We start from the raw sequence: 23,233 nt of genomic DNA on the forward strand, positions 1-23,233 counted from the left end.
AACTTCGTCTTTAAGGACACGAATATGAAGTCGATCCTCGTAATAATAGTGACCGGCATTTTCACGTTTGCTGGCATGGCGCGTGGGTCTGCAGCACCTGCGGAGGATGTGACCATGGATGAGCCCGCCTGGCATATGGAGCCTGCGGCCAAAGTGCCCGGTGCTAGTGGCGTGGCCGCGCGCCTGAAGGATCGAATCATTGTCTGGGACAATCCCGGCGGCACCACCCCCAGGGCGGCTACCGAGGTACACCTGCTGATCGATGCCCCTTTCGCCGAGGTCCAGCCAGCAGTGAAGAAAGCACTGGCTGGTCTTGGCCAGTTCGACTCGAGTACCGAAAACAGTCTGCTGGCTTACCAGATCGATGGCTGGGGCGAAGTGCTGCTGTCCCGCCGGCCAGACTTGCGCAATGCATTGGCAAAACATTTCGTCCAGCCACGCCTGGAGCTTGCCCTCAAAGAAGGGTTGCTGACCGCTGCTGAGGTCGACCAGCGCATGGCTCTGGCACGTGCCGACGTAACTTCAGCGCCACAGGCCGGTTATGCCCTTGATGCGTTTCAGGCGACCTATCCCAACTATTACGCCAATCAGAATCGTAGCTATGGCGTACTGGAAAAAAGCCGTAGCAAGCTGAGCATCTATGTATTCGATGTGTCGGCCGCCTTCGGGCATCCGGCGACTGCGGTGCGGATATCCCGCGAAGATACATATCCGAATCCCGATTACAGCACTCTGAGAGAGATTCGCGAATCCAGCCGCCGCAGCATACTTAGTTCAGGGACGCCATCGATACTCACGGGTAGCGTCGTGCCTGCGTCAGCTTTTGACCCGGTGCGGACCGCACTTGCATCTATAGGCGCGGGCCATAGCGTCCGCATTGCCCCCACGCCGAGGACGTGGCTGGCCACCGTGGAGCCCGTGAGGACAGTACCTACGATCATACTGACACCACCGCAGACCGATCGTCCGCCCATAGAAGCCGAGACTGTGCCTTGGGCTCGCATCGCGGGGGCGCAGGCGGATGCGATTACTTATCCACACGATCTGCTGACCTTGCCCGGGGGCGATCTGCTACTCAGTGCTAGTCGTATTGACACTGCACGGGTATGGCGATTGCAGCTGGAAGGTAACCAATGGAAGGCAACCACGCTCTGGCAGGGTGACGAAGGTGGTGGGCGGCAACTGGCGCTCAGCGCGGATGGACGCACCGCATGGTTTTCAGGCGCCTCCAATGCCAAGGAGGCAGCGCTTTTTTCCATCAATCTGGAAACAGATCGAGTAACTGCCTATGCGGTGAACCTGCCTGCCGATGTCAGCAAATCACGCTGGGAATTGATGGGAGACCAACTCCCGGCTTACTTCAACCACTCCTACTCTTATGAAAATAAGGATGGCAATTCGCAGCGCCGGGAATGGGTCGAAGTGCTTCAGGCTGCCGCTAAGCCGCCGGCTGATGGTGGTGCCTGGTCGTTCCAGTCCACGCTCAAATCGGCTCGCCAGTCCATGATGAGCGCGCAGATCAGTCCGGTACGCTGGCGCGGCCAAAAGTCCGTATGGCTCGAGGATCAACCCGGCGTTTCCGTACTCGATGCCGCCAGCGGACGCGTGCTTCGCGCGTTCGCTCTGCCTCAGCGTTTTGGCACTCCGAATAGCACTGATGCTACCGGCCAGGCGCAGTGGGTACCCCGGTCCCTGGGCTCACCCGAAGCTAACTGGATCGCCACAGGCTTTATCTTGATGCTGAAAGATGACGGCAGCCTGCCACCAAAGCTCGATGCCAATCCTGATCGCCACAATCGCTTTGACGGCGATCGTTTTGTCGGCATGCACGTCGTCGATCTAGATGATGGTCATGTACGCCTTTCTGCACTGCTAGGTCGATCCGACTCGCTGGCGGCCGCCGCACGGTCGGCCAACGGACGATGGCTTGCACTAGGCTCCAACAGTGTCCGCCCGGGAGGTTCTAAAGGTCCGAAGGTCGCGCTTTGGGATGTCACCAAGGGTCAAGCCTCCGTGCAGCTATTGGCCCCTCGGAACCGTGACCCAGACCTTCACGCGCTGGCCTTCTCATGGAGTGGATCCGACCTGTGGGCATTTTGTGATGGTGGTCTTTTACATTGGCACCTGCCCGATGCATTCAAGGACGCAGCGAGCCATGGAAGCTTCCCAGACCAATCACATAACTAGGTATTGGCCCGTAAACTCTTTTCACCTACGAAAGCTCGGCAACCTTAGGCTTAAGCCATGTGTCTGCATCCGTTTTCGACCCAGAACGGACGGGACGTTCGACTTACGGACTAAGGGAGGGTTGCCGAAATACGTATAGAAAAGGACGCATCAATAGCTGTTCGCTCTATATGTCCGCTTCGGGTCGGAAGCGGACGTTGCTTTGAAAGCGCGCAGCTCAAGACCTCCCTAGTCCGGCAGGCTAACTACCGGCTTGAAGCCGCCAAAGATCATGCGCTTGCCATCGAAAGGACAGTCACCGGCGGCTTCCATGCGCGGGTCTTGCATGAATTTCGCCATGCCGGCATCGCGAGTGGCCTTGTCGGGCCATTCCACCCAGGAGAACACCACGGATTCATCCTGCGTCGCCTGCACGGCGCGGCGGAAATCGGTGAGCTTGCCGTCGGGCACGTCGTCGCCCCAGCACTCCACCACCCGGGTGGCGCCGAACTCCAGGAAAATGGCGTCGAAGGTACGGGCGTGCACGATGAACTGTTCGCGGTTGGCGTTGGGTACGGCGATCACGAAACCATCGATGTAGGACATGATTGTCTCCTTGGCGTGAAGGATGGCCGGTATGGTCACTTTCATGTATGCGACGAATGAGCGCCTGCGGGATCGACACGGCGCCTCTCTGGAGAAGCCGCCCGCTACGGGTCGGAGGCAGACCTTTTCACAATATAACTGGCCCTACTGCAGGCCAGATCAGCAGTCGGCCGCCCCAGCCGGCCCAAAAGACAAGCACCTCAAATGTCCGGCTCGCCGCCAAAAACGGACGTTTGCAGGCCCCAGGCCAAGGCCGATGTATGCACGCAACCTCTTCTTACGATGGTCACGCCTGCCCGAAAATGGGAAAATTGGTAGTTAATGGCCGCTCTCGCAGCGCCAACTCCCCTCAAGAGACACCGTGAAGACACCCCAAGGCCTACAGGCGCTGATCGATGATGGCGTCATTGACGAAGTACTGCGACCACTCAAGAGCGGCAAGGAAGCGGCGGTATACGTTGTCCGTAGCGGCGACGAAATACGGTGCGCAAAGGTTTACAAGGACATGGCACAGCGCAGCTTCCAGCAACGCGTGCAGTATCAGGAAGGTCGCAAGGTACGAGGCAGTCGCGAGGCGCGTGCGATCGGCAAGGCTAGTAAGTACGGGCGCAAACAGCAGGAAGTAGCCTGGAAGAACACCGAGGTCGATGCGCTCTACCAGTTGCGCGTCGCTGGCATGCGCGTGCCTGAGCCGTATGGCTATTTCCACGGTGTACTAGTGATGGAGCTGGTCACCGATGCCGAAGGCCTCTCTGCACCACGCCTGGGTGAGATTGAACTCAGTGCGGAAAAGGCGAGTGAATACCATCGTGTGCTGGTGCGACAGGTGGTGCTGATGCTGTGCTGCGGGCTGATTCATGGCGATCTGTCCGCGTACAACGTGCTGGTCGGTCCGGACGGTCCGGTGGTGATCGACTTCCCACAAGTCGTCAGTGCCGCGGGCAACAATGCGGCGCGCACGATGCTGCTGCGTGACGTCAACAACCTCACGGCACATCTTGGACGCTGGGCACCCGAGCTGCTGGAGACGTGGTACGGCGAGGAGATGTGGGCGTTGTTCCAGGCCGGCGAGCTGCGACCCGATACGGAACTGACCGGCGAGTTCGAGCCCGACGAAACCGAGGTCGATCTCGACAGCATCCGTCAGTCCATCAACGATGCACGTGAAGAAGCGCTAATCCGACAGCAGGGCCGCGAAGCGGCGGCGGAAGAATAGAACCTGATAGTTGAAGTACCACCAGGCAAATACCTGCTGCGCATGCCATTATTTGCCCATGCATGGCGTACCCCACCTTTTTGATCACCCCGCGGATACCGCCGAATTCCGCCGCCCTGCGCACCGCCCGGGGGTTGAGCTATATCGCGCGCACATTGTGCGCCACGCTTTCGAGCCGCACGTACATGACGGCTTTGGCCTGGGCGCCATCGAATCCGGCGTGGAGCGTTTCCGCTACCGCGGTGCGGACCATCTGGCGCCGCCCGATTCGCTAGTACTGATGAATCCGGATGAGGTGCACACCGGTCGCGCCGAAACGGAGGGTGGCTGGCGCTACCGCATGGTTTATATCCAGCAGGCCGCGGTAGACGAGATCACCGGCGAGCCCGGCTGGTGGTTTGGCGACGCCGTACAGGCAGACGCAGTGGGCGCGCGGCTGATTACCGCGTTGCTCAATGCGCTGTGGCAGGCGCGCGAGCCGCTTGCCTTTGACAGCTTGCTGCTGCAGCTACTTAGCGAGTTCCGCCGTCATGCCCGTGTATCTCGCACGGCACGAGCTGAGGCACCATCGCGTTTTGCATTAGTGATCGACTATCTCCATGCGCACCTGGCCGAGCGTGTCACGCTGGATGATCTTGCCAAGGTGGCGGGACTCAGTCCCTTCCATTTCTTGCGCCAATTCCGGGCGCGCCATGACGCCACGCCACAACAGATGTTGATGGCTTTCCGCCTCTCCGCCGCCAAGCGCTTGCTCGCCGCCGGCGAAGCACCGGCCCAGGTTGCCGCGGCCACCGGGCTGGCCGACCAGGCTCATCTGACCCGCGCCTTTGCGTGCCGCTACGGAGTTACACCTGCGCGTTACCAGCGCAGGCTGCAGCGGTAGCAATCTGGTACAAGACCGTCCGATCGTGTAGCCCGATGCTGCACGCATGTGGACAGGAACGCTCTACGCACTCTGCGCCGGCCTGATGTGGGGCCTGGTTTTCGTCGGCCCGATGCTGGTGCCCGACTATCCGGCCGCACTGCAGTCGGTCGGCCGCTATCTCGCTTTTGGCTTGATTGCGCTGCCGCTCGCCTGGCTGGATCGCCATGCGCTGCGCCAGCTCAGCCGCGCCGACTGGACGGAAGCACTGAAGCTCACGGCCGTCGGCAACTTGCTTTATTACGTGTGTCTGGCCAGCGCGATACAGCACGCAGGCGCGCCGCTATCGACCATGATCATTGGCACTTTGCCGGTAGTCATCGCGATTGCCGCCAACTTGCGTAACGCCCGTCGCGATGGCCACCTGCCCTGGGCACGACTCGCACCGGCGCTGCTGCTGATCGCCGCCGGCATTACTTGTGTGAATCAGTCCGAGCTGGCCGCATTGCGCACCCAGACGCACGCGGATTTAGCACGGTACGGTATGGGCGCTTTGCTCGCCTTCGCTTCGGTGGTGTGCTGGACCTGGTATCCGCTGCGCAACGCCGACTGGCTGCGCCACCATCCCGGCCGCAGCCCGCGTACATGGGCAACCGCGCAGGGAGTCGCCACTTTGCCGCTGGCGCTGGGTGGTTACGTACTGGTGTGGCTGTACTTGCACGCTACCGGTAACGAGTTCCCCATGCCGTTTGGCCCGCGTCCCATGGCCTTTATTGCATTGATGGCGGCGCTTGGCTTGTTCGCTTCCTGGCTGGGCACCACATGCTGGAACGAAGCCAGCCAGCGTCTGCCTACAGCTATCGCGGGCCAGTTAATCGTGTTCGAAACATTGGCAGCGTTGAGCTATGCCTTTGCATTGCGCGGGAAGTTTCCGAATACGCAAACCATGCTCGGGGTGGCGCTGTTGGTAGCAGGCGTGATCTGGGCTGCGCGGGTGAAGCCCGTGTCGCTGGAGTGTTTGGAAGCGGAGCGGTTGTGATAAATCATATTGCCCCTCTTTGCGCAGCCGTTAGGCGAAGCGATAGCCCGGAGACGAGCGATAACATCGATGCAAGCATTTAATGTCCGCCCACCCAAAGCTGCAGACCGCCGGCCAGTTGCCCATTCCCAGCATCGAAGCTGACCACCATCACAAGTGGAACTGACCAGCATCGTCGACTAGCCGACCTCGGCCAGGAACGGACATTCAACGCCTGAGACAATGGGCTTACGGTTCGCACGTCATCTTGGATGGATAAGGCTCCTTGGTACGCGGATTAGGCGAAACGTGCCACTGAATTTTCCCGCGAAACTGGTGAAGTAATTCCTCCAACGCCCATACCTGCACCGGAGCCACTTGACCATAATCTGAAACGCACCACGAGCCACTGGCTGACTCGACCCGAATGATCGCGGAATAGTCGTCCGTCCATTGCCCGGCATATTGCTGCTTCTTTGCAGCCTGCATCGCGCCCTGAACAAGCTGAGTTGCTCTTGCAAAAAGCTCGGGCGAAATTTCCGCCTCGTAGTACTTGATCTGATTGTCCCCAATGTCATTTGTGATCAATGATGCCCGCCCTTCCCTGCGAAGCGTCATGACGTAGATGGGACAGTTACCGAAACACACTGTGCGCTCGAGGGACACTGCCTCTAATGGGAACAGCGCGGCATCCTTGGTATTCGCATTGGGAGGGCCTAATCGGAGGTCACCGGCTTCAATGTGATCTTGAAGATTCATTACTGATTTCGGCGGTGCAGGTTCTGACGGCGGTGCAGGATTTGACTCACGGTGGTACATCAATATCGATATCCACAGAGCAAGGCCTGCAACACCCCCCACTGCAGCCGATAAACCACAAACATTCCACCAGGAAAGTCGTCTGAGCATAGAGGCGTAGTGATACGTATGAGTGTGCCTGACAGGCTAACAGGCTGACGGACGGACTGGGATCGTGTCATGCGTCCGGTGCAAACCTCGACTGGGACCGCCCCACATCAAGCCCCATCGTGCCGTCGTCCATCAACGCTGCGCCCACGGAAGAGGGCGATATGATTTATCACTTGCCGATAACTCATACCGCCCCCTTTGCGCTGGTTCCTTGCTCGCACCGGAGGATTGCACCACCCTACGCACGGTTTCCAGGGTAGTGTTCGGCCGCCCCGGTATGGTCTGGAATTCGACGTGGGGAGCGATGGACGATGAGATGGATGGCGATAGCTCTGGGGTTGGGCTTGATTGCATGCACCGGTGGTGCCAGAGCAACGACCTTTAGCGCGGGGGAGCTTCTCTTCGGTCAGCCCAACTGGGATTACTCGCCCAGCGCCATGGTCGACCTCGATGGCAAGGAAAAGGTCTGGTGGTGTGGCGAGAACGCTGGCGTCGATACCGTGAAGTATCGGGAGCGAACGCCTGGCGGTGCATGGAGCGAACCCCTGATCGTGTTGCGATCCAATCGCTCCACGCCAGGGGCTACGCCTCTGGCGTGGGAGGGAGATTTCACCTGTGATCCCACGGTGGTGCGAGGGAGCTGGCAGGTGAACGGCACGGCCTATGGCTATGCGATGTATTACACGACAGATACGCCAGGAGTGTCCGGCAACAACAGCGTGGGCGTCGCATTTTCCACCGATGGCTTGCATTGGAACAAATGGCCCGACCGGGTCATCCATGATGGCGATCCGGGTGCTTATGGCACGGGACAGTCCGTAGCCTGGAGTGCCGATGCGGGTTCGACCGTACGAACCGTCTACAGCTATATCGATGCCACCGGAGTTCCCGTGTACTTTTACCGGGAAGCAGCGGACGGCATCCATTTCGGCCAACGTCGCGCCTTAAGCACTGCCGGACTGATGCTGAATGGGGTGGCGGGACTCTCACATGCCAATCCCGCCATCGCGTTCGCGCCGCGCGTGGAGAATGGCCACTATTTCTATTATCTGGCGAACGTGTGCGAAACCTATCCGGACAGTCCCTACGGCCCGAACTTTCCCGAGTGGGGAACGGCCAGGGGCATTTGCCTTTATCGTGCGGAAGGCGACGACATCTTCACCGGCACGTGGACTCGCGTACTCGATAGCGCGCACATCAAGCCCGTGGAGGTCGAGCCGGGCTTTCGTACGGATATCTATGGATACCTCAGCGAGTCGAAAGTGACTGTGTACTTCGGCTGTAGCGGAAGCGGCGATCCATATACCTGGGAAATCTGCTGGGCAGAAGGATCGCCCCCTTGATCCTCGCGTTCCTGTACTGGCACTCGATCTGATCGGGGCGGTCAGCGACGGTCAAGGCAATAAAAAAACGCCCGCTTGCGGGCGTTTTTATTGACGACTGCTTTTACAGGCTAATCCCCAAAATTCAACGTTCAACTTCAGCACCTCGCCATCAACGCCCGGCCGCACGTGGCGCAGTTGACCCCCGCACTACCAGATCAGCCGACAGCACCCGCTTGCGCGGCGGCACCGCTGGATCGTTGAGCAGTTCAATCATCATGGTCATCGCTTCCCGCCCCAGTGCATTCTTTGGCTGGGCGATGGTGGTCAATGGCGGCGAGGTGTAGCGCGCGAAGCGGATGTCGTCGAAGCCGACCACGGAGACGTCCTCTGGTACGCGCAGGCCGTGCGAGATCAATGCGCGCATCGCGCCGATCGCCATTTCGTCGTTGGAACAGAACACCGCGCTGAACGATTGCCCCTGCGCCAGAAACAGCTCGATGGCGCGTTCTCCCGCTTCGATCGAAAAGTCACCGATGGCGGTCAGCGTGGGGTTGGCGGAAATCTTCGCCCGTTGCAGGGCGAGACGGTAGCCCTGTTCGCGGTCCACGCATATCGGGCTCGACGATGGACCGGCGATGAAGGCGATATCGCGGTGTCCCAGCGTAACGAGATAGTCGACCGCGAAACCCGCCGCAGCGACGTTGTCGATATAGACACTGGAAATCTTGCTGTCCTTGACGTACTCGCAAGCATTGACCACGGGCAGACGGCCATCGATGGGAATCGCCGGGACACGATGGGACATGGTGATGATGCCGTCGGCCTGGCGTGCCGCGACCATGTCGGCATAAGCCTGCTCGCGTACCAGGCTGCTTTGCGTCTCGCCCAGCAGCACCGAATAGCCATTCTCGTGGGCGACCTGCTCGATACCGCGGATCACCTCCGAAAAAAACGGATTGGTGATGTCGGGGAGCAAGGCGACGATCAGTCGCGTACGCGCCGTACGCAGATTGCGCGCGAGTGCATTGGGCGTATAGCCCAGACGCTTGACCACCTCATGGATGCGCTGGCGCGTCGCTTCGCTGACAAGCTCGGGCCGCTGCAAGGCGCGTGACACAGTTGCCACCGAAACCTTGGCGATGGCGGCAATTTCCTTGACTGTCCGGACACGCGCAGGCTGCGGCGCAGCATTCGTACGCTCGCCCTTGGCGCCCTGCCGCTTACGCTTGGATCCATCCGCACTCACGAGTTTTAGTCCCTTTATCGTCGCTGTGGCGTGGACGATACCAGTTGGCAGCGCCCGAGAACGAAATGTCCAAAGCGGTCGATCCGACCGATATTTGTGCAATGCAATGTAATGGATTACATGAAATCGTTGCATCGGCATTTGCACATCTGTTACATACATTGCCACATTTAAAGCGCTCTGCGACAAGACGCCTGGCGTACTGAACAAAACGCCACACAAGTGAAACGACCAAAGCCAGTGTTTATGCGGATGTAATCGAATACATTTTCACGGCAGCGGCACATCGGAGGGGAAATGGCAGGCCAGTCCATATCGACCAGCGCCAGGGCGGTAACCTGATGAAGAAGCTCGGCATGGGGCTCGTCGGCCCCGGCTTCATCGCTGCGCATCACCTCGATGCCGTGCGTCGTCTGGGCAACGTCGAGATCGTCGGCATCGCTGGCTCCAGCCTCGAATCCGCAAAAAAACGGGCGCGCGAACTGAACGCCGGACGCGCCTACGCAAGTTACCCGGAACTGCTGGCCGACCCCGCCGTGCAGGTGGTTCACAACACCACGCCCAACCACTTGCACAGAGAGGTCTCATTGGCGGCGCTGCGTGCCGGCAAGCATGTGATCTCCGACAAGCCGCTCGCCAGCAACACGCAGGAAGCACGTGAACTGTACGAAGCCGCGCGCGAAGCCCATGTCGCGCACGTCGTCACCTTCAACTATCGCGGCTACCCGCTCGTCCAGCAGGCGCGCGCGATGATCGCAAAGGGCAAGGTCGGCCCGGCGGTGTTCGTCCATGGTTGTTATTTGCAGGATTGGCTAACCGACGAGCGCGCTTATTCGTGGCGTCTGGATCCCAAGCTGGGCGGCGCCAGTTCCGCGCTCGGCGACATCGGCTCGCACTGGTGCGACCTGGCCGAACACGTGACCGGCGCGCGCATTACTGCCGTACTGGCCGATCTGCACACGGCCGTGCCGGTCCGCGAGGTGCCGGCGGCTTCGCCGAAGGCTTTCGCCGGCGCGGCCAAGTCGACACCTCGGCGCAAGATCAAGATCACCAGTGAAGATCTGGCCAGCGTGCTGCTGCGTTTCGACAATGGTGCGCGCGGCTGCGTCACCGTCGGTCAGGTGCTTCCCGGTCACAAGAACGACCTACGCCTGGAAGTAAGCGGGCGACTGGCCTCGCTGGCGTGGCGGCAGGAGCAGCCCAACGAACTCTGGATCGGCCACCACGCGCAGGCAAATACGCTGCTGACGCGAGACCCCGCGCTGCTCGATCCCGCCGCGCGCGGCTACGCGCATCTGCCCGCGGGTCACCCGGAAGCCTGGGCGGACGCGTTCCGCAACCTGATGGCCGATGCCTATGCGTGGATTCGACGCGGCGGCACACCCGAAACGAAGCCTGCCGCGCTACCTACTTTCGCCGACGGCTACCGCAACAGCCTGCTGGTCGACGCGATGCTCAAGAGCCATGCCGCGGGTGGCGTATGGCAGCACGTCGAAGACCCTCTCGGACCACAACGCACAAAGGGGAAACGGGAATGAAATGGCGCCTTAGGTTGATGATGCTGTTTGAGTTCGCGATCTGGGGCGCGTGGTACGTCACGGTCGGCACCTGGCTGGGCCAGACGTTGCATTTCAGTGGCAAGGAAATCGGCGCCATCGCGGGCACCACGGCCATCGGTGCGATGATCTCGCCGTTGTTCGTCGGACTGCTTGCCGACCGCCTGTTCGATACGCGCCGTGTGCTCGTCATATTGCACGTCATCGGCGCCGTCCTCCTGGTGCTCACCGCGCAACAAACTTCGTTCGGGGCGATATACGCCTCCCTGTTGGCCTACAGCCTCTGCTACATGCCGACGCTGGCGCTGACCACCTCGCTCGCCATGCGGCATATCGACGATCCGCAGGAGGAGTTCGGTGCGGTCCGCGTGTTCGGCACCATCGGCTGGATCGTAGTGGGCCTGATCGTCGGCGCCTGGGGCGTGGAAGCCACCGCGTCGCCCTTGCACCTGGCCGCTGGACTTTCGCTCGCGATGGCGGGCTATTGCTTCACCCTGCCCCCGACGCCGCCGCTCGCTCGCGAGCAGCGCTTCAAGATGCGTACGGTGCTTCCGCTTGAATCCCTGCATCTGCTGCGCAACCGCTCGATGGCGGTGTTTGCCCTCGCCTCGTTCCTGATCTGCATTCCGCTGCAGTTCTATTACGCATTCACCAACCTGTTCCTCAACGAGATCGGCGTGGTCAACGCCGCCGGCAAGATGACCGGCGGGCAGATGTCGGAAATTCTCTGCATGCTGCTCATCCCGTGGTTCTTCCGGCGCCTGGGGGTGAAGTACATGCTCGCCGTCGGCATGCTGGCCTGGGTGTTGCGCTATGCCTTGTTTGCCTTCGGCGGCACGGGCGAGCTGATGTGGATGCTCTGGCTCGGCATCATCCTGCACGGCATCTGCTTCGACTTCTTCTTTGTCGTCGGCCAGATCTATATCGATCGCGAGGCACCGACCGCCCTGCGCGCGGCAACGCAGGGGCTGATCACCTTCCTGACCTACGGCCTCGGCATGTTCGTCGGCTCGTGGCTGTCCGGGGTGGCGGTCGACACTTATGTGAAGACCAACGCCCAGGGCGCCACGACGCACGACTGGTACGCGATCTGGATGATCGCCGGTGGCTGCGCGGCCGTCGTGCTTGTCTTGTTCGTGCTGCTGTTCAAGGACCGCAAGGCGACGGCAGACAACCCTGTCACCAACGCCACCTGATTCGACTCCACCATCCCACCTGGCTCCCCGGAAGAACCGTTCATGATGACTCGCAGGCAGTTTCTGACTCGTTCCGCGCTTTGTGGCACGGCGGCGTGGCTCACCCTTGGTGCGCCCGGAAAAATCCTTGCCGCCGCCGCGCAGGGCAAGTCGCTCGGCATCCAGCTCTACATGGTGCTGAAGGCTTACCAGGACGACCCCATCGGCACGCTCAAAACGCTCAAGACGATCGGCTACGTAGACATCGAAGCCATCGTCACCAGCACGGCCAAGACCCTTCGCGATCAGTTGAACGACGCAGGCTTGCGTTGTCCAAGCCTGCACTTCGACAGCCTCGGCTTCGAGCCCGGTATCGAAGCCGCACACGTGCTTGGCGCGCGGTACATCGTCAGCAGCATGCTGCCGTCCATCATGCAGAAGGAGCAGGCCGCGAAGGGAAAGAGCGCACCGGAACCGACCTACTCGCTCGACGAAGCCAAGCGCACCGCGGAGTACGCCAATCGCATCGGCGAAAAGGCCAGGCAGGCGGGGCTGCAGTACGCCTACCACAACCACCATCTCGAATTTACCGACGTGGGTGGTGGGCAGACGTTCTACGACGTGCTGCTCAAGGAAACCGACCACAAGCTCGTCCAGTTCGAGCTCGACTGTGGCTGGGTCCACGCGGGCGGCAAGAACCCTGCGGATTACTTCAAGGCAAATCCCGGCCGCATCCCATTGATGCATGCCAAGGATTTCCTGCCCGGCGCCGGCGGCAAGAACTACCCGGGCGCGGAACTCGGCCGTGGCACGCTCGACTACAAGCCGATCATGGTGGCGGCGGACGCCTCCGGACTGAAGCATTGCTTCGTCGAGCAGGAAGGCCCCTTCGACCGCATGAGCCAGCTCGACGCCGCGCGCATCGACTACGACTACCTTCGCCCGCTGCGCTGAACCGCGCAATTCCCCATCGATCGAAACCTTGTCTCAAGGCAAACGCATGGAAAAGAACACATTCGACGCCATCGTCGTCGGCACCGGTGTCAGTGGCGGCTGGGCCGCCAAGGAACTGACCGAGAAGGGGCTCAAGACCCTGGTGCTCGACCGTGGCCCTATGGTCAAGCATGGCGATTACCCGACCGCCATGAAAGCACCGTGGGAACTTCCGTTCGCCGACGAACCAACTCAGGAAGACATCGCGCGTCATCCGAAACATACGCGTCCGTCGTTCTACGGCATTACGCAGTCCACCAAGCACTGGTTCGTCGACGACATCGACAACCCGTATGAAGAGACCAAGCCATTCGACTGGTTCCGCGGCTACCACGTCGGCGGACGCTCGCTGATGTGGGGACGGCAAAGCTATCGCTTCAGCCCCATGGACTTCGAGGCGAACGGCAAGGAAGGCGTGGGCGTGGATTGGCCCATCCGCTATAACGACATCGCTCCCTGGTACGACTATGTCGAGCATTTCATCGGCGTCAGCGGGTCGACCGAACATCTGGCGCAATTGCCGGATAGCCAGTTCCTGAAGCCGATGGAGCTCAATTGCGTCGAAAAGGATTTCCAGGGCAAGTTGGGTGACAAATTCAACCGCAAGCTCATCATCGGCCGCACCGCCAACCTCTCCGAGCCGCTCAAGCACGACAAGAGCCCGCAGCGTTCGCAGTGCCAGTATCGCAACCTGTGCATGCGTGGCTGTCCTTTCGGCGCCTACTTCAGCAGTAACTCATCGACCCTTCCCGCCGCCGAGAAGACCGGCAATATGACCATGGTCACCAACGCCATCGTCTACGAGGTGATCTATGACGACGCCAAGGGCAAGGCGACCGGTGTGCGAGTACTGGATGCGGAGACCGGCCATCAGACGGAATACTTCGCGCGCGTGATCTTCCTCAACGCGTCCACCTTCGGCACCACGCACATCCTGTTGAACTCCGTCTCCAGCCGCTTCCCCAACGGCTTTGGCAACGACAGCGGCGAAGTGGGCCACAACATCATGGACCACATTTTTGGCAACGGCGCGCGAGCGCTTGTCGACGGCCATGAAGACCGCTACTACTCCGGGCGCCGGCCCAACGGCTTCTATATTCCACGCTACCGCAATATCGGCACGGACAAACGCAACTATCTGCGCGGCTTCGGCTATCAGGGCGGCGCGAGCCGCAGCGACTGGACGCGGCTCGTCAACGCGCCGGTGTTGGGCGACGAGCTCAAGCAGGCCGCGGAGAAACCCGGCCCCTGGTGGGTGTCGATGATGGGCTTCGGCGAAATGCTGCCCAATCACCAGAACATGGTGACCCTTGACCGCAACCATAAGGACAAGTACGGCTTGCCCGTGCTCAACTTCGATGCCGCGCACAGGGAGAACGAGATCCTGATGACTAAGGAGATCGTCGACGATGCGATGGAAATGATGACCGCCGCAGGCTATCGCAACGTGAGCTCCTTCTCGATGCAGGCCAACGTCGGCGCTGGCATCCATGAAATGGGTACCGCGCGCATGGGCCGCGACCCGAAGACGTCGGTACTCAACGAGTGGAACCAGATGCATGCATGCAAGAACGTCTTCATTACCGACGGCTCGGCCATGACCTCGTCCGCCTGCCAGAACCCGTCCCTGACTTACATGGCGCTGACCGCACGCGCGGCCAGTCATGCCGTGGAAGAACTCAAGCGCGGCAACATCTGAGGATATCGCCATGAACCGTCGTGAATGGTTGAAATGCATGTCCGCGCTTGCCGTCGGCGCGGTCGCCGCACCGTCGCTGCTGGCCGTCTTCGAGGCTCATGCCGCTTCGCAAAAACCGGATGCGGCGCCCCGGTTCTTCAACCCCGCGCAAAGCAGCCTGATCGCCGCGGTGATCGACATCGTGATCCCGCGTACCGATACGCCGGGAGCACTCGACGCGGGCGTGCCTGCCTTTATCGACCAGATGTTCAAGGACGTCTATACCAAGGCCGATCAACAGCGATACCTCACCGCGCTGGCCGCGTTCGACCAGGCCGGTGGCAAACCCTTCCTCCAGCTCGACGAGGCCCAACGCAAGAAGCTGGTGACGAAACTACACAGCGAGGCGATAGCCACATCGCGACATGCCACGATGCCACCCGCGGCCGACTTCGTGCTGATGACCAAGAAGTTGACCATGCTGGGCTTCTTCATGTCCCAGCCCGGCTGCACGGAAGTGCTCCAGTACGTCGCCGTTCCAGGTGGTTTCAAGGCCGACATACCGCTTTCTCAGGCGGGCAATGGCAAGGCCTGGGCCGTGGAAACGGAATTGAAGATCTGACCCATGAAACGAATGCCGAGAGAATACGCATGAAAACCCTCAAGGGGCCAGGCATCTTTCTTGCCCAGTACGCGGGAGATGTGGCGCCATTCAACACGCTCCCCGATATCGCCCGGTGGGCGGCGTCGCTCGGCTTTGTCGGCGTGCAGATTCCCACCAACGATCGTCGCTTGTTCGATCTGGAACTGGCGGCGGCAAGCAAGGGTTATTGCGACGACATCGCAGGTACGCTGGCCGAACACGGGCTGGCGGTAACCGAGCTGTCTACGCATCTGCAAGGGCAACTGGTGGCCTCGCACCCCGCGTACGACCGCTTGTTCGATGGTTTCGCGCCCGCCGCACAGCGTGACAACACGCAGCAACGCCAAGCCTGGGCGGTGCAACAACTCAAGCTTGCGGCGACAGCGAGCAAGCATTTCGGCCTGACTGCACACGCAACTTTCTCCGGCGCACTGGCATGGCATCTGTTCTACCCGTGGCCGCAACGCCCCGCCGGGCTGATCGAGGAAGCCTTCGCGGAACTCGGGAAACGTTGGCGGCCCATCCTCGATGCTTTCGACGACGCCGGCGTCGATGTCTGTTATGAACTTCACCCCGGCGAGGATCTGCACGACGGCGCTACCTTCGAGCGCTTTCTCGAGGCGGTAGGGCACCATCCGCGCGCCAACATCCTCTACGACCCCAGCCACATGATCCTGCAGCAGATGGACTATCTGCAGTTCATCGACATCTATCACGAGCGGATCCGTGCGTTCCATGTGAAGGATGCCGAGTTCCGTCCCAATGGACGCGCGGGCGTCTATGGCGGCTACCAGAACTGGATCGATCGCCCCGGACGTTTCCGCTCGCTGGGCGACGGGCAGATCGATTTCGGCGCGATCTTCAGCAAGCTCGCGCAGTACGACTATCCAGGCTGGGCCGTGCTCGAATGGGAGTGCTGCATCAAGGATGCCCAGCAAGGCGCGAAGGAAGGCGCGGTCTTTATCCGCGACCACATCATCAAGGTCACCGAGCGCGCGTTCGACGATTTCGCCGCGACCGGCAGCGACCGCGCATTCAATCGCGACATCCTGGGACTCGAATAACCATGACCACGTCTCCCGGCATCAGCCGCCGGACCGCACTCGGTCGCCTCGCTGCCGCCGCGGCCGCCTTCGGCACGATGCCGTTGCTTGCCTCCGCCGGTACTGGCCCCGGCAAGGCCGCTCCTGAGAAGGCATCTCCTGGACGTCTCAAGCAGTCGCTGAGCCGCTGGACCTCCAAGGCGCCGCTCCCCGAACTGTGCAAGCGCCTTAAGACCATCGGCTTCGCCGGCGTTGATCTGCTGTATGCGGACGAATGGGCGGTGGTGACCGACAGCGGCCTGGCCGTATCGATGGGTTATCCCTCCCGGCGGGATAACTTCATCGCGATGGGCTTCAATGACCCGGCCAATCACGCCACCCTGCTGAAGGAGCTGGAAGCGACCATCCCACTCGCCAAGCGCGCCGGCGTGACCCATCTGATCACCATGTTCGGCAATCGCACGACGGGCATCGACGAGCGCCAGGCCATCGACAACTGCGTCGCGGGCCTTTCCAGGATCGCGCCCTACGCAGCCGAGAACGGCATCACCGTGTGCGTGGAGCTGCTGAACAGCAAGGTCGACCACCACGGCTATCAGGGCGACAGCACCGCGTTCGGTGTCGCGGTGATGAAGGGTATCAACTCGCCCAACGTCAAGCTGCTCTACGACATCTATCACATGCAGATCATGGAGGGCGACGTGATCCGCACCATCCGCGACAACATCCAGTGGATCGGGCATTTCCACACCGGCGGTGTACCTGGTCGCCATGACATCGACGGCACCCAGGAGCTCAACTATCGCGCTATCGCGAAGGCGATCGCGGATCTGAACTTCCAGGGTTTCATCGCGCACGAATTCATGCCGTCGCGATCCGACCCATTCGACTCGTTTGCCGAGGCACTCAGGATATGCACGGTATGAACTTTCATCGAGGGATGCCTTTGAAACGGCGAAGCGCGATTGTCCTTGCCCTTTTCGTTCTCGCAGCCACCGGACAATCGTCCGCATGGGCACAGACCGATCCCAAGGCGACCGAACAGTGGGAGCCGGTGCCCAGGATCGTAGCGCCGGGCAGTCGGGAAAGTACGCCGCCATCCGACGCCGTCGTGCTGTTCGATGGCCGCGATCTCGCTCAATGGGAATCGTCCAAGGACCATTCTCCGGCGCGCTGGAAAGTGCATGACGGTGTGGTGACGGTCGACAAGGCCGCGGGCAACATCCAGACCAGACAGCGATTCAGGAACTACCAGCTGCATCTGGAGTGGCAGGTACCCAAGGACATCACTGGCGAAGGCCAGGCCCGCGGCAACAGCGGTGTGTTCCTCGCCTCGACCGGGCCGGCCGACGAGGGCTACGAAATCCAGATCCTGGATTCGTGGAAGAACAAAACCTATGTCAACGGACAGGCGGCCAGCGTCTATAAACAGACACCTCCTCTGGTCAATGCCATACGCCCCCCGGGAGATTGGCAAACCTATGACGTCATCTGGACGGCGCCGGTGTTTGCCGCCGACGGCATACTGAAGTCACCGGCCTATGTGACGCTGTTCCATAACGGCGTGCTGGTGCAGAACCACACCCAGCTTGCCGGCGAGACCACCTACATCGGCAAGCCAAAATACGCGCCGTACGCCGAAGCGTCGATCAAGCTCCAGGCGCACGGCGATCCCTCGCAGCCCATCAGCTTTCGCAATATCTGGGTGAGGCCGCTGGATTGAACGACCCTTAGGGAGAAAGCGGACGGGCGCAGTTAAATCCAAGCTCAACATAACCACCTCCGTCCCATTTATCGTTACTTGATCGGCTTGCCATCGATAAAGTCGCGCACGGCGGTAATGGTCGTATCCGTTGCCTCTTCCATCAGCCAGTGGCCCGCGCGTGGAACAACAAGCTCCGTGACGTGATCCGCGGCGTTCCTCATCACTATCGCCTCATTCGCACCAAATGACTTTTCACCCCCGATGGCGAGCACGGGCATAGTAAGTTTGGTTGCCATTGAGGCCTTGTTGTCTTCCGCGTCTTGTCGAATGGAGCGGAACTGGGCGAACGCGGAATGCATGGCACCCGGCCTGGCATAGAGTTCGGCGTAATGGCGGCGCGAGGCTTCGTCGAACCGGGTGGGATCACCCGCGAATTCGTTCCAGAACCGGTCGAGATAGATGCGCTCGCGGCCCGCGACAAGACGCTCCATGTCCGGCCCACCAAAGTCGAAGTGCCACAGTGCGGGCAGACGCACGATCTGATCCCACGGCGGAATGCCGGGGACAGGTGCGTCCATCACGATCAGGCGGTCGGTCTTGGTGGGGTACCGTGCGGCGTAGGCATAAGCCACCATCGTGCCTATGTCATGACCCACGACGACAGCGTGATCGATGCCAAGCTTGCTCAGGACGGCACGTATGTCTCCCGCCTGGGTTTTCTTGTCGTAACCGCTCTCCGGATGCGACGAGAGTCCCATGCCACGCAGATCGGGTACGACGACGGTGTGGTCTCGCACCAGGTTGGCGGCGAGTGGCTCCCACATATCCCCAGTGTCGCCGAAGCCGTGCAACAGCACGACGGCGGGACCATGGCCACCGACGCGAACATGGATTGTCGCGCCGTCCGTCTGAATTTCTTGAGTTCGGAATGATGCCGGGAAAGGTTGAACGTCCGCCATGGCAGGCAGGCTGAGTGTCATGAGCAAGACAATGCCGCACAGGATACGAATCATGAGATTGATTCCCTCGTAAAGACGAAGTGGCCAAACCGCCTCGCCAAGCGGGATAGATGACTGGAAAACGGGTTAGCTGCGCGTGATTGAGGTGAAGCCATTGACGAAGGATGCCGCTCTGTCCCCTTTATCCTTTCTATATTCGAACGCCAACCGCCCCACCAACGTCGTTAACCGCCGGGTTCGCGGCCATGGCCAGAAGCCGCACACGGAACCATGCACCACCGCCATCCGCCTCGACGAGGTCGATCCGGCCGCCATGCAAAGCGACGATCTCCTGCACCAGATGCAGTCCCAGCCCAGCGCCCGTGCTGCTTGGGCGCAGTCGATAGAACGGCTCGAAGATACGCTGCCGCTCGTCTGCGGGAATGCCCGGCCCCTGGTCGCTGACGCCGAACGTGCCGTCCGGGCGAACATCGACCGTGATCAGGCCGCGACCGCCGCCATGCGCAATGGCATTCTGGATCAGGTTGGTCAACACGCGCGCAAGCGACAGGGGGTCTCCCATCACCATAACTGGCGTCTCGGGCGCATCCAGCGCCAGCTCGTAGCCGGCCCCTATCGCCAGGGGGGCGACGTCCGCCGTGACTTCACTCAATAAAGACACCAGGTCGAGCGGCTCGAACTTGCTCTCATGTTTGCCCAGGCGCTGGAGGTCAAGAAGCTGCTCGGCCAGATTAGACAGACGCGCAACGTCTATGAGGAGACGATTGCGCATGGCGCCAGCCTCGAGTGTTTCGATCCGCGCCTCGATAATCGCAATGGGCGCACGCAGCTCGTGGGCGGCGCCAGCCAGAAAACGATCGCGGGTGTTATAGCCTTCGTTGAGGCGCTCGAGTGCGGCGTTGAACGCTTGCACCAGCGGCTGCAACTCGCGCGGCACGGTGTGATCGGCAAGACGCGCGCCCCGTTCGTCGATGTCGATTGCCTGGGCCTGCTCAGCCACCTCGGCTACACCGCGCATGGAACGACGAATCAGCCACGGCACCACGATCAGCGTCAGCAACGCCAGCGGCAATGATATGCGCCAGCCGAAGTAGGCCAGGATCAGGGCGAATATGATGCCCACATTCGCCGTGGGTACCCCGCCACAGATGACATAGATGCGCCCCATCGACGTGTCGTCGGTATAGATGCGCATGGCAAGCGCATAAGGCGGGCCGCTGGCGTGAACTTCGCCGCTCTGCAACTGAGTCAGCGAATCCGCCAGCGAACGATAGGCCTCGGGCACCTTGCCATGGATCATACGATGGCCTTTTTCGTCCTCAATGACGAACCACAAGCCAGGCGATGTCCGAAGAAGCGATTGCAGTTTGGCATCGTTCCGAAACGCCAGCTTGCCGGCGTCGTCCATATGCAAGTTATTCACCATCATGCGGGGAACGTTTTCGTCGATATACGACAAATTTCCGACGTATATCATGTACGTCCACGCAATGATCAGCCCCAGAATGACCGCGGCTTGCAAACCGATCAATCGCCATGCCAGCTGCAACGTGAGCGACTTATTCTTCACCTTCATTGGTTCGCTCCTTGAGCAGATAGCCAATGCCCCGAATCACGTGAATGTCCGCGCGCGCTCCCGCCTCGCTCAACGCACGGCGAAGCTTCGATACATGGGCATCCAGCGCGTTGGACTGGATCTCATCGTTGAAGTCGTAGACCGACTCCTGCAGCACTTCGCGGCGCACCGTACGCCCATGTCGCAGGAATAAAGCTTCCAGCACCAGCAATTGCCGTCGTGGAAGCTGCAGTGGTACTGCGTCGACGAAGGCTTCGTGCGCGGAGAAATTAAAACTCAGATTGCCCACCTTTGCCGTGGGTAGCGCCAGTTGCGACGGACGCCGCGATACGGCGCGAATGCGCGCCAGCAGCTCTTCGACGGCAAATGGCTTGACCAGATAATCGTCCGCGCCAAGGTCGAGACCGTCGATACGGTCGGCCAATGACCCTCGCGCCGTCAGCATGATGACTGGCAGATCGGCTCGACATTTCCGCGCGATCCGGATCAGCGTAGCCCCATCGCCGTCGGGTAGCTGACGATCCAGCAGAAGCAGGTCGTGTACGTTCTGGCGCAAAGCCTCGCCAGCCTGCATCAGGTTTGGCGCAATGTCCGCCAGGATGCCGTGACGCTGCAATGCCGTGCGTAATGCCTGGGCCATTTCCGGTTCGTCTTCAACCAGCAGGATTCGCATGGTTGGTATCTCCTTGCCTCACGCATGGCTGCGTGCCGGGCGACTTTAGCATCCACCTCCATCGTATCGGCGCAATGTTGAGGCAATGTAGCGCGCCCATGATCCGTGGCTGTCTGGATTCCCTGGTCTTTGTCCGCCCATGTCGATTGCATCGTTACGTCTTGCCAGCCTGTCGGCTGCTTTGGCCTGCACCGCTTTCTGTAGCTCCGCACTGGCCCAGTCCGCGCCTCAGCAAAGCCCCACCTGGACCCTGGGTCTTGGCGCCGTCTGGAGCCCCAGCCCTTATCGCAGCTACAACAACAAAGCCTGGCCGCTGCCGATGGTCAACTACGATGGCAAGTCGTTCTACGCGCACGGAGCGATCTTCGGGTACCGCTTGTTCAAGACGGACTCGGACGAGTTCTCCATCACGGCTTCGCCGCTGGGGAATCGCTTTCGTCATGACGATACCGACGATGCGCGTCTGCGCCAGCTTTCCAACCGGGACATCTCCGGCATGGTCGGTGTGGCGTGGCGGCATCAAGCGGTTTGGGGCGCGGTACAGGCCAGCGCCCAGAAGGAATTCACCGGCCACGGTGGCGGTAGCGCCTTCGATCTGAATTACAGCTACCCGATTATCCGGGGCAATCTGACCCTGGTGCCGACCGGCGGCGTGACTTACAGCAACGGCGCACTGAACAATTACTACTATGGCATCGGTACCAGTGAAGCATTGCGTAGCGGACTTCCCGCCTACCATGCCGGCGGCGGCTCGTCGCCTTATCTGGGCATGGCCGCCATCTACAAGCTGTCGCATTCGTGGCTGGCCACGGGCGGTCTTCGCTACACCCGTCTGCCAACGTCGGTCAAAGACAGCCCGATGGTCGATGCCGACCATACCGTCAGCTATTTTGTCGCGCTGAGTTACATTTTCTAAGCTATGGGCCAGGGAATCGTCCGTCGCATCGTTACCCTGGCCGAACGCCTGGAGCCGGATCGCAATGCGATCTGGGACTGGCTGTTTCACGCACAGATCGAAACACTCGGTAGTCGGACGGCGATGGAGCTGATCTTTACCGACCAGGGCGAACGGGTCGTGGCCTTGCTGGAGCATGCGCTTCGGGATGAAGAAGGGGCCAGTGTCGTTACTGGCATCCAGCGCTTACCTCGCCACGATCGATAGAGACTGAGGCGGTTAATTCCCAGGATGGAACGCAATCAGCCGGCTGGTGGGTTGCCCGCGTTGATTGCCAACTGGGCGGCGAACGCCCGCTTGTATGCCGGCCGCGCTTCGCTGCGAGCGATATAGGCAGCCAGGTTCGGAAATTCGTCCAGAATGCCCGATGCTCTCAGCCTGAGTATCACCGACGCCATCATCAGGTCGCCCGCGCTGAACGCACCATCGAGCCAGTCGGCGTCGCCCAGGCGGGCAGAAAGTTGGCCGAGTCGATCGCGGATGCGATCCGCGACCAGAGGCAGGCGTTCCTTACTCCAGGGCTTATCGCCCTCCAGAAACCTGACGGTTACGAGTTCAAGGATCGCCGGCTCCACGGTATTGACCGCGGCAAACATCCACGTGATCGCACGCGCCCGGGCATTGGCATCGGCCGGCAACAGACCCGCATAGCGCTCGGCGAGATGGAAGACGATTCCACCTGTCTCGAACAGGGCGAGGTCGCCTTCTTCATAGGTTGGAATCTGGCCGAAAGGATGAAGGCCCATATGCGCGGGCTCCTTCATCGCACGGAACGAAACAAGGCGAACCTCGTAGGGTTGGCCCACCTCTTCAAGCGCCCAGCGAACGCGCGTATCGCGTGCCAGTCCCTTGCCGCCATCGGGCGACCGTTCAAAGGCGGTAATGATGATGGGCATCGTGAGACTCCTCTTGGCAAGAATTGTCGGCTG

22 protein-coding genes are annotated in these 23,233 nt (G+C 60.8%); 15 read left to right on the forward strand and 7 right to left on the reverse strand.

Annotated elements, in window-relative coordinates; genetic code table 11:
• The first annotated feature begins 24 nt into the window (after positions 1 to 24).
• Entirely contained in the window at positions 25 to 2,187 is a 2,163-nt protein-coding gene (locus tag EC912_RS14520; protein WP_132145318.1) for a hypothetical protein, read from the forward strand.
• A gap of 228 nt (positions 2,188 to 2,415) precedes the next feature.
• Here EC912_RS14520 and EC912_RS14525 read toward each other — a convergent pair whose 3' ends face one another.
• Complete coding sequence (locus EC912_RS14525) at positions 2,416 to 2,772, reverse strand: DUF1428 domain-containing protein (protein ID WP_132145320.1); 357 nt, start codon at positions 2,770 to 2,772, stop codon at positions 2,416 to 2,418.
• 361 nt (positions 2,773 to 3,133) lie between these two features.
• Between EC912_RS14525 and EC912_RS14530 the strand changes: the two genes are divergently transcribed.
• From EC912_RS14530 to EC912_RS14540, 3 genes are read left to right on the forward strand one after another with little or no spacing between them, the layout of a single operon-like run.
• Complete coding sequence (locus tag EC912_RS14530) at positions 3,134 to 3,988, forward strand: PA4780 family RIO1-like protein kinase (protein WP_132145322.1); 855 nt, start codon at positions 3,134 to 3,136, stop codon at positions 3,986 to 3,988.
• A gap of 10 nt (positions 3,989 to 3,998) precedes the next feature.
• Positions 3,999 to 4,871, forward strand: a complete 873-nt coding sequence (locus EC912_RS14535) for an AraC family transcriptional regulator (protein ID WP_243649297.1) — start codon at positions 3,999 to 4,001, stop codon at positions 4,869 to 4,871.
• A 46-nt stretch (positions 4,872 to 4,917) separates the two neighbouring features.
• Complete coding sequence (locus EC912_RS14540; RefSeq protein WP_132145323.1) at positions 4,918 to 5,889, forward strand: DMT family transporter; 972 nt, start codon at positions 4,918 to 4,920, stop codon at positions 5,887 to 5,889.
• 228 nt (positions 5,890 to 6,117) lie between these two features.
• Here EC912_RS14540 and EC912_RS14545 read toward each other — a convergent pair whose 3' ends face one another.
• On the reverse strand, positions 6,118 to 6,627 hold the full coding sequence (locus EC912_RS14545; RefSeq protein WP_132145325.1) for a DUF6438 domain-containing protein: 510 nt from the start codon (positions 6,625 to 6,627) through the stop codon (positions 6,118 to 6,120).
• A 494-nt stretch (positions 6,628 to 7,121) separates the two neighbouring features.
• On the opposite strand from EC912_RS14545, the gene EC912_RS14550 reads away from it, so the two are divergent.
• The gene (locus tag EC912_RS14550; protein ID WP_243649298.1) at positions 7,122 to 8,120 is read left to right on the forward strand and encodes a hypothetical protein; all 999 of its coding nucleotides are present in this window, start codon (positions 7,122 to 7,124) and stop codon (positions 8,118 to 8,120) included.
• A gap of 151 nt (positions 8,121 to 8,271) precedes the next feature.
• Here the strand turns inward: EC912_RS14550 and EC912_RS14555 are convergent, their stop codons facing one another.
• Entirely contained in the window at positions 8,272 to 9,537 is a 1,266-nt protein-coding gene (locus EC912_RS14555; RefSeq protein ID WP_243649299.1) for a LacI family DNA-binding transcriptional regulator, read from the reverse strand.
• Between the two features lie 152 nt (positions 9,538 to 9,689).
• Between EC912_RS14555 and EC912_RS14560 the strand changes: the two genes are divergently transcribed.
• Genes EC912_RS14560 through EC912_RS14595 form a run of 8 tightly spaced genes read left to right on the forward strand, consistent with a single transcriptional unit; the run spans position 9,690 to position 18,159 of the window.
• Positions 9,690 to 10,886: a Gfo/Idh/MocA family protein gene (locus EC912_RS14560; RefSeq protein ID WP_132145327.1), complete on the forward strand. Its 1,197-nt coding sequence runs from the start codon at positions 9,690 to 9,692 to the stop codon at positions 10,884 to 10,886.
• Positions 10,883 to 12,100, forward strand: coding sequence for a nucleoside permease (locus EC912_RS14565; RefSeq protein WP_132145329.1), 1,218 nt, complete (start codon positions 10,883 to 10,885; stop codon positions 12,098 to 12,100). The genes EC912_RS14560 and EC912_RS14565 overlap by 4 nt, the downstream gene beginning before the upstream one ends.
• A 42-nt stretch (positions 12,101 to 12,142) precedes the next feature.
• Positions 12,143 to 13,033 (forward strand): sugar phosphate isomerase/epimerase family protein, encoded by an 891-nt coding sequence (locus tag EC912_RS14570; protein WP_132145331.1) that lies wholly within the window; start codon positions 12,143 to 12,145, stop codon positions 13,031 to 13,033.
• A gap of 46 nt (positions 13,034 to 13,079) precedes the next feature.
• Entirely contained in the window at positions 13,080 to 14,771 is a 1,692-nt protein-coding gene (locus tag EC912_RS14575) for a GMC oxidoreductase (RefSeq protein ID WP_132145333.1), read from the forward strand.
• A gap of 10 nt (positions 14,772 to 14,781) precedes the next feature.
• Entirely contained in the window at positions 14,782 to 15,372 is a 591-nt protein-coding gene (locus EC912_RS14580) for a gluconate 2-dehydrogenase subunit 3 family protein (protein ID WP_132145335.1), read from the forward strand.
• Positions 15,373 to 15,401: 29 nt separating this feature from the next.
• Entirely contained in the window at positions 15,402 to 16,457 is a 1,056-nt protein-coding gene (locus EC912_RS14585) for a sugar phosphate isomerase/epimerase family protein (protein ID WP_132145337.1), read from the forward strand.
• 2 nt (positions 16,458 to 16,459) lie between these two features.
• Positions 16,460 to 17,362 carry a hydroxypyruvate isomerase family protein gene (locus tag EC912_RS14590; RefSeq protein WP_132145339.1) on the forward strand — a complete coding sequence of 301 codons (903 nt, stop codon included), beginning with the start codon at positions 16,460 to 16,462 and terminating at the stop codon, positions 17,360 to 17,362.
• Positions 17,363 to 17,382: 20 nt separating this feature from the next.
• Positions 17,383 to 18,159, forward strand: a complete 777-nt coding sequence (locus EC912_RS14595) for a 3-keto-disaccharide hydrolase (RefSeq protein ID WP_428993103.1) — start codon at positions 17,383 to 17,385, stop codon at positions 18,157 to 18,159.
• A 74-nt stretch (positions 18,160 to 18,233) separates the two neighbouring features.
• On the opposite strand, the gene EC912_RS14600 is transcribed toward EC912_RS14595, so the two are convergent.
• From EC912_RS14600 to EC912_RS14610, 3 genes are all read right to left on the reverse strand, one after another.
• The gene (locus EC912_RS14600; RefSeq protein ID WP_132145341.1) at positions 18,234 to 19,154 is read right to left on the reverse strand and encodes an alpha/beta hydrolase family protein; all 921 of its coding nucleotides are present in this window, start codon (positions 19,152 to 19,154) and stop codon (positions 18,234 to 18,236) included.
• Positions 19,155 to 19,290: 136 nt separating this feature from the next.
• Positions 19,291 to 20,622, reverse strand: coding sequence for a sensor histidine kinase (locus EC912_RS14605; RefSeq protein ID WP_165973619.1), 1,332 nt, complete (start codon positions 20,620 to 20,622; stop codon positions 19,291 to 19,293).
• Positions 20,623 to 20,659: 37 nt separating this feature from the next.
• Entirely contained in the window at positions 20,660 to 21,349 is a 690-nt protein-coding gene (locus tag EC912_RS14610; protein WP_132145345.1) for a response regulator, read from the reverse strand.
• Between the two features lie 139 nt (positions 21,350 to 21,488).
• On the opposite strand from EC912_RS14610, the gene EC912_RS14615 reads away from it, so the two are divergent.
• A complete protein-coding gene (locus EC912_RS14615; RefSeq protein ID WP_132145347.1) occupies positions 21,489 to 22,265 on the forward strand; it encodes a MipA/OmpV family protein in 777 nt (258 codons plus the stop codon).
• Positions 22,266 to 22,268: 3 nt separating this feature from the next.
• Entirely contained in the window at positions 22,269 to 22,511 is a 243-nt protein-coding gene (locus EC912_RS14620; RefSeq protein WP_132145349.1) for a hypothetical protein, read from the forward strand.
• Between the two features lie 35 nt (positions 22,512 to 22,546).
• Here EC912_RS14620 and EC912_RS14625 read toward each other — a convergent pair whose 3' ends face one another.
• Positions 22,547 to 23,200, reverse strand: a complete 654-nt coding sequence (locus EC912_RS14625; protein WP_132145351.1) for a glutathione S-transferase family protein — start codon at positions 23,198 to 23,200, stop codon at positions 22,547 to 22,549.
• Positions 23,201 to 23,233: the final 33 nt, after the last annotated feature.

Origin of the sequence: Luteibacter rhizovicinus (assembly GCF_004342265.1) — a bacterium.
Taxonomy (GTDB): domain Bacteria; phylum Pseudomonadota; class Gammaproteobacteria; order Xanthomonadales; family Rhodanobacteraceae; genus Luteibacter; species Luteibacter rhizovicinus_B.

Coding starts and splice junctions, on each gene's coding strand:
- EC912_RS14520 (WP_132145318.1), top strand. CDS start 25: ATGAAGTCGATCCTCGTAATAATAGTGACCGGCATTTTCACGTTTGCT.
- EC912_RS14525 (WP_132145320.1), bottom strand. CDS start 2,772: ATGTCCTACATCGATGGTTTCGTGATCGCCGTACCCAACGCCAACCGC.
- EC912_RS14540 (WP_132145323.1), top strand. CDS start 4,918: ATGTGGACAGGAACGCTCTACGCACTCTGCGCCGGCCTGATGTGGGGC.
- EC912_RS14545 (WP_132145325.1), bottom strand. CDS start 6,627: ATGAATCTTCAAGATCACATTGAAGCCGGTGACCTCCGATTAGGCCCT.
- EC912_RS14560 (WP_132145327.1), top strand. CDS start 9,690: ATGAAGAAGCTCGGCATGGGGCTCGTCGGCCCCGGCTTCATCGCTGCG.
- EC912_RS14565 (WP_132145329.1), top strand. CDS start 10,883: ATGAAATGGCGCCTTAGGTTGATGATGCTGTTTGAGTTCGCGATCTGG.
- EC912_RS14570 (WP_132145331.1), top strand. CDS start 12,143: ATGATGACTCGCAGGCAGTTTCTGACTCGTTCCGCGCTTTGTGGCACG.
- EC912_RS14575 (WP_132145333.1), top strand. CDS start 13,080: ATGGAAAAGAACACATTCGACGCCATCGTCGTCGGCACCGGTGTCAGT.
- EC912_RS14580 (WP_132145335.1), top strand. CDS start 14,782: ATGAACCGTCGTGAATGGTTGAAATGCATGTCCGCGCTTGCCGTCGGC.
- EC912_RS14585 (WP_132145337.1), top strand. CDS start 15,402: ATGAAAACCCTCAAGGGGCCAGGCATCTTTCTTGCCCAGTACGCGGGA.
- EC912_RS14590 (WP_132145339.1), top strand. CDS start 16,460: ATGACCACGTCTCCCGGCATCAGCCGCCGGACCGCACTCGGTCGCCTC.
- EC912_RS14600 (WP_132145341.1), bottom strand. CDS start 19,154: ATGATTCGTATCCTGTGCGGCATTGTCTTGCTCATGACACTCAGCCTG.
- EC912_RS14610 (WP_132145345.1), bottom strand. CDS start 21,349: ATGCGAATCCTGCTGGTTGAAGACGAACCGGAAATGGCCCAGGCATTA.
- EC912_RS14615 (WP_132145347.1), top strand. CDS start 21,489: ATGTCGATTGCATCGTTACGTCTTGCCAGCCTGTCGGCTGCTTTGGCC.
- EC912_RS14620 (WP_132145349.1), top strand. CDS start 22,269: ATGGGCCAGGGAATCGTCCGTCGCATCGTTACCCTGGCCGAACGCCTG.
- EC912_RS14625 (WP_132145351.1), bottom strand. CDS start 23,200: ATGCCCATCATCATTACCGCCTTTGAACGGTCGCCCGATGGCGGCAAG.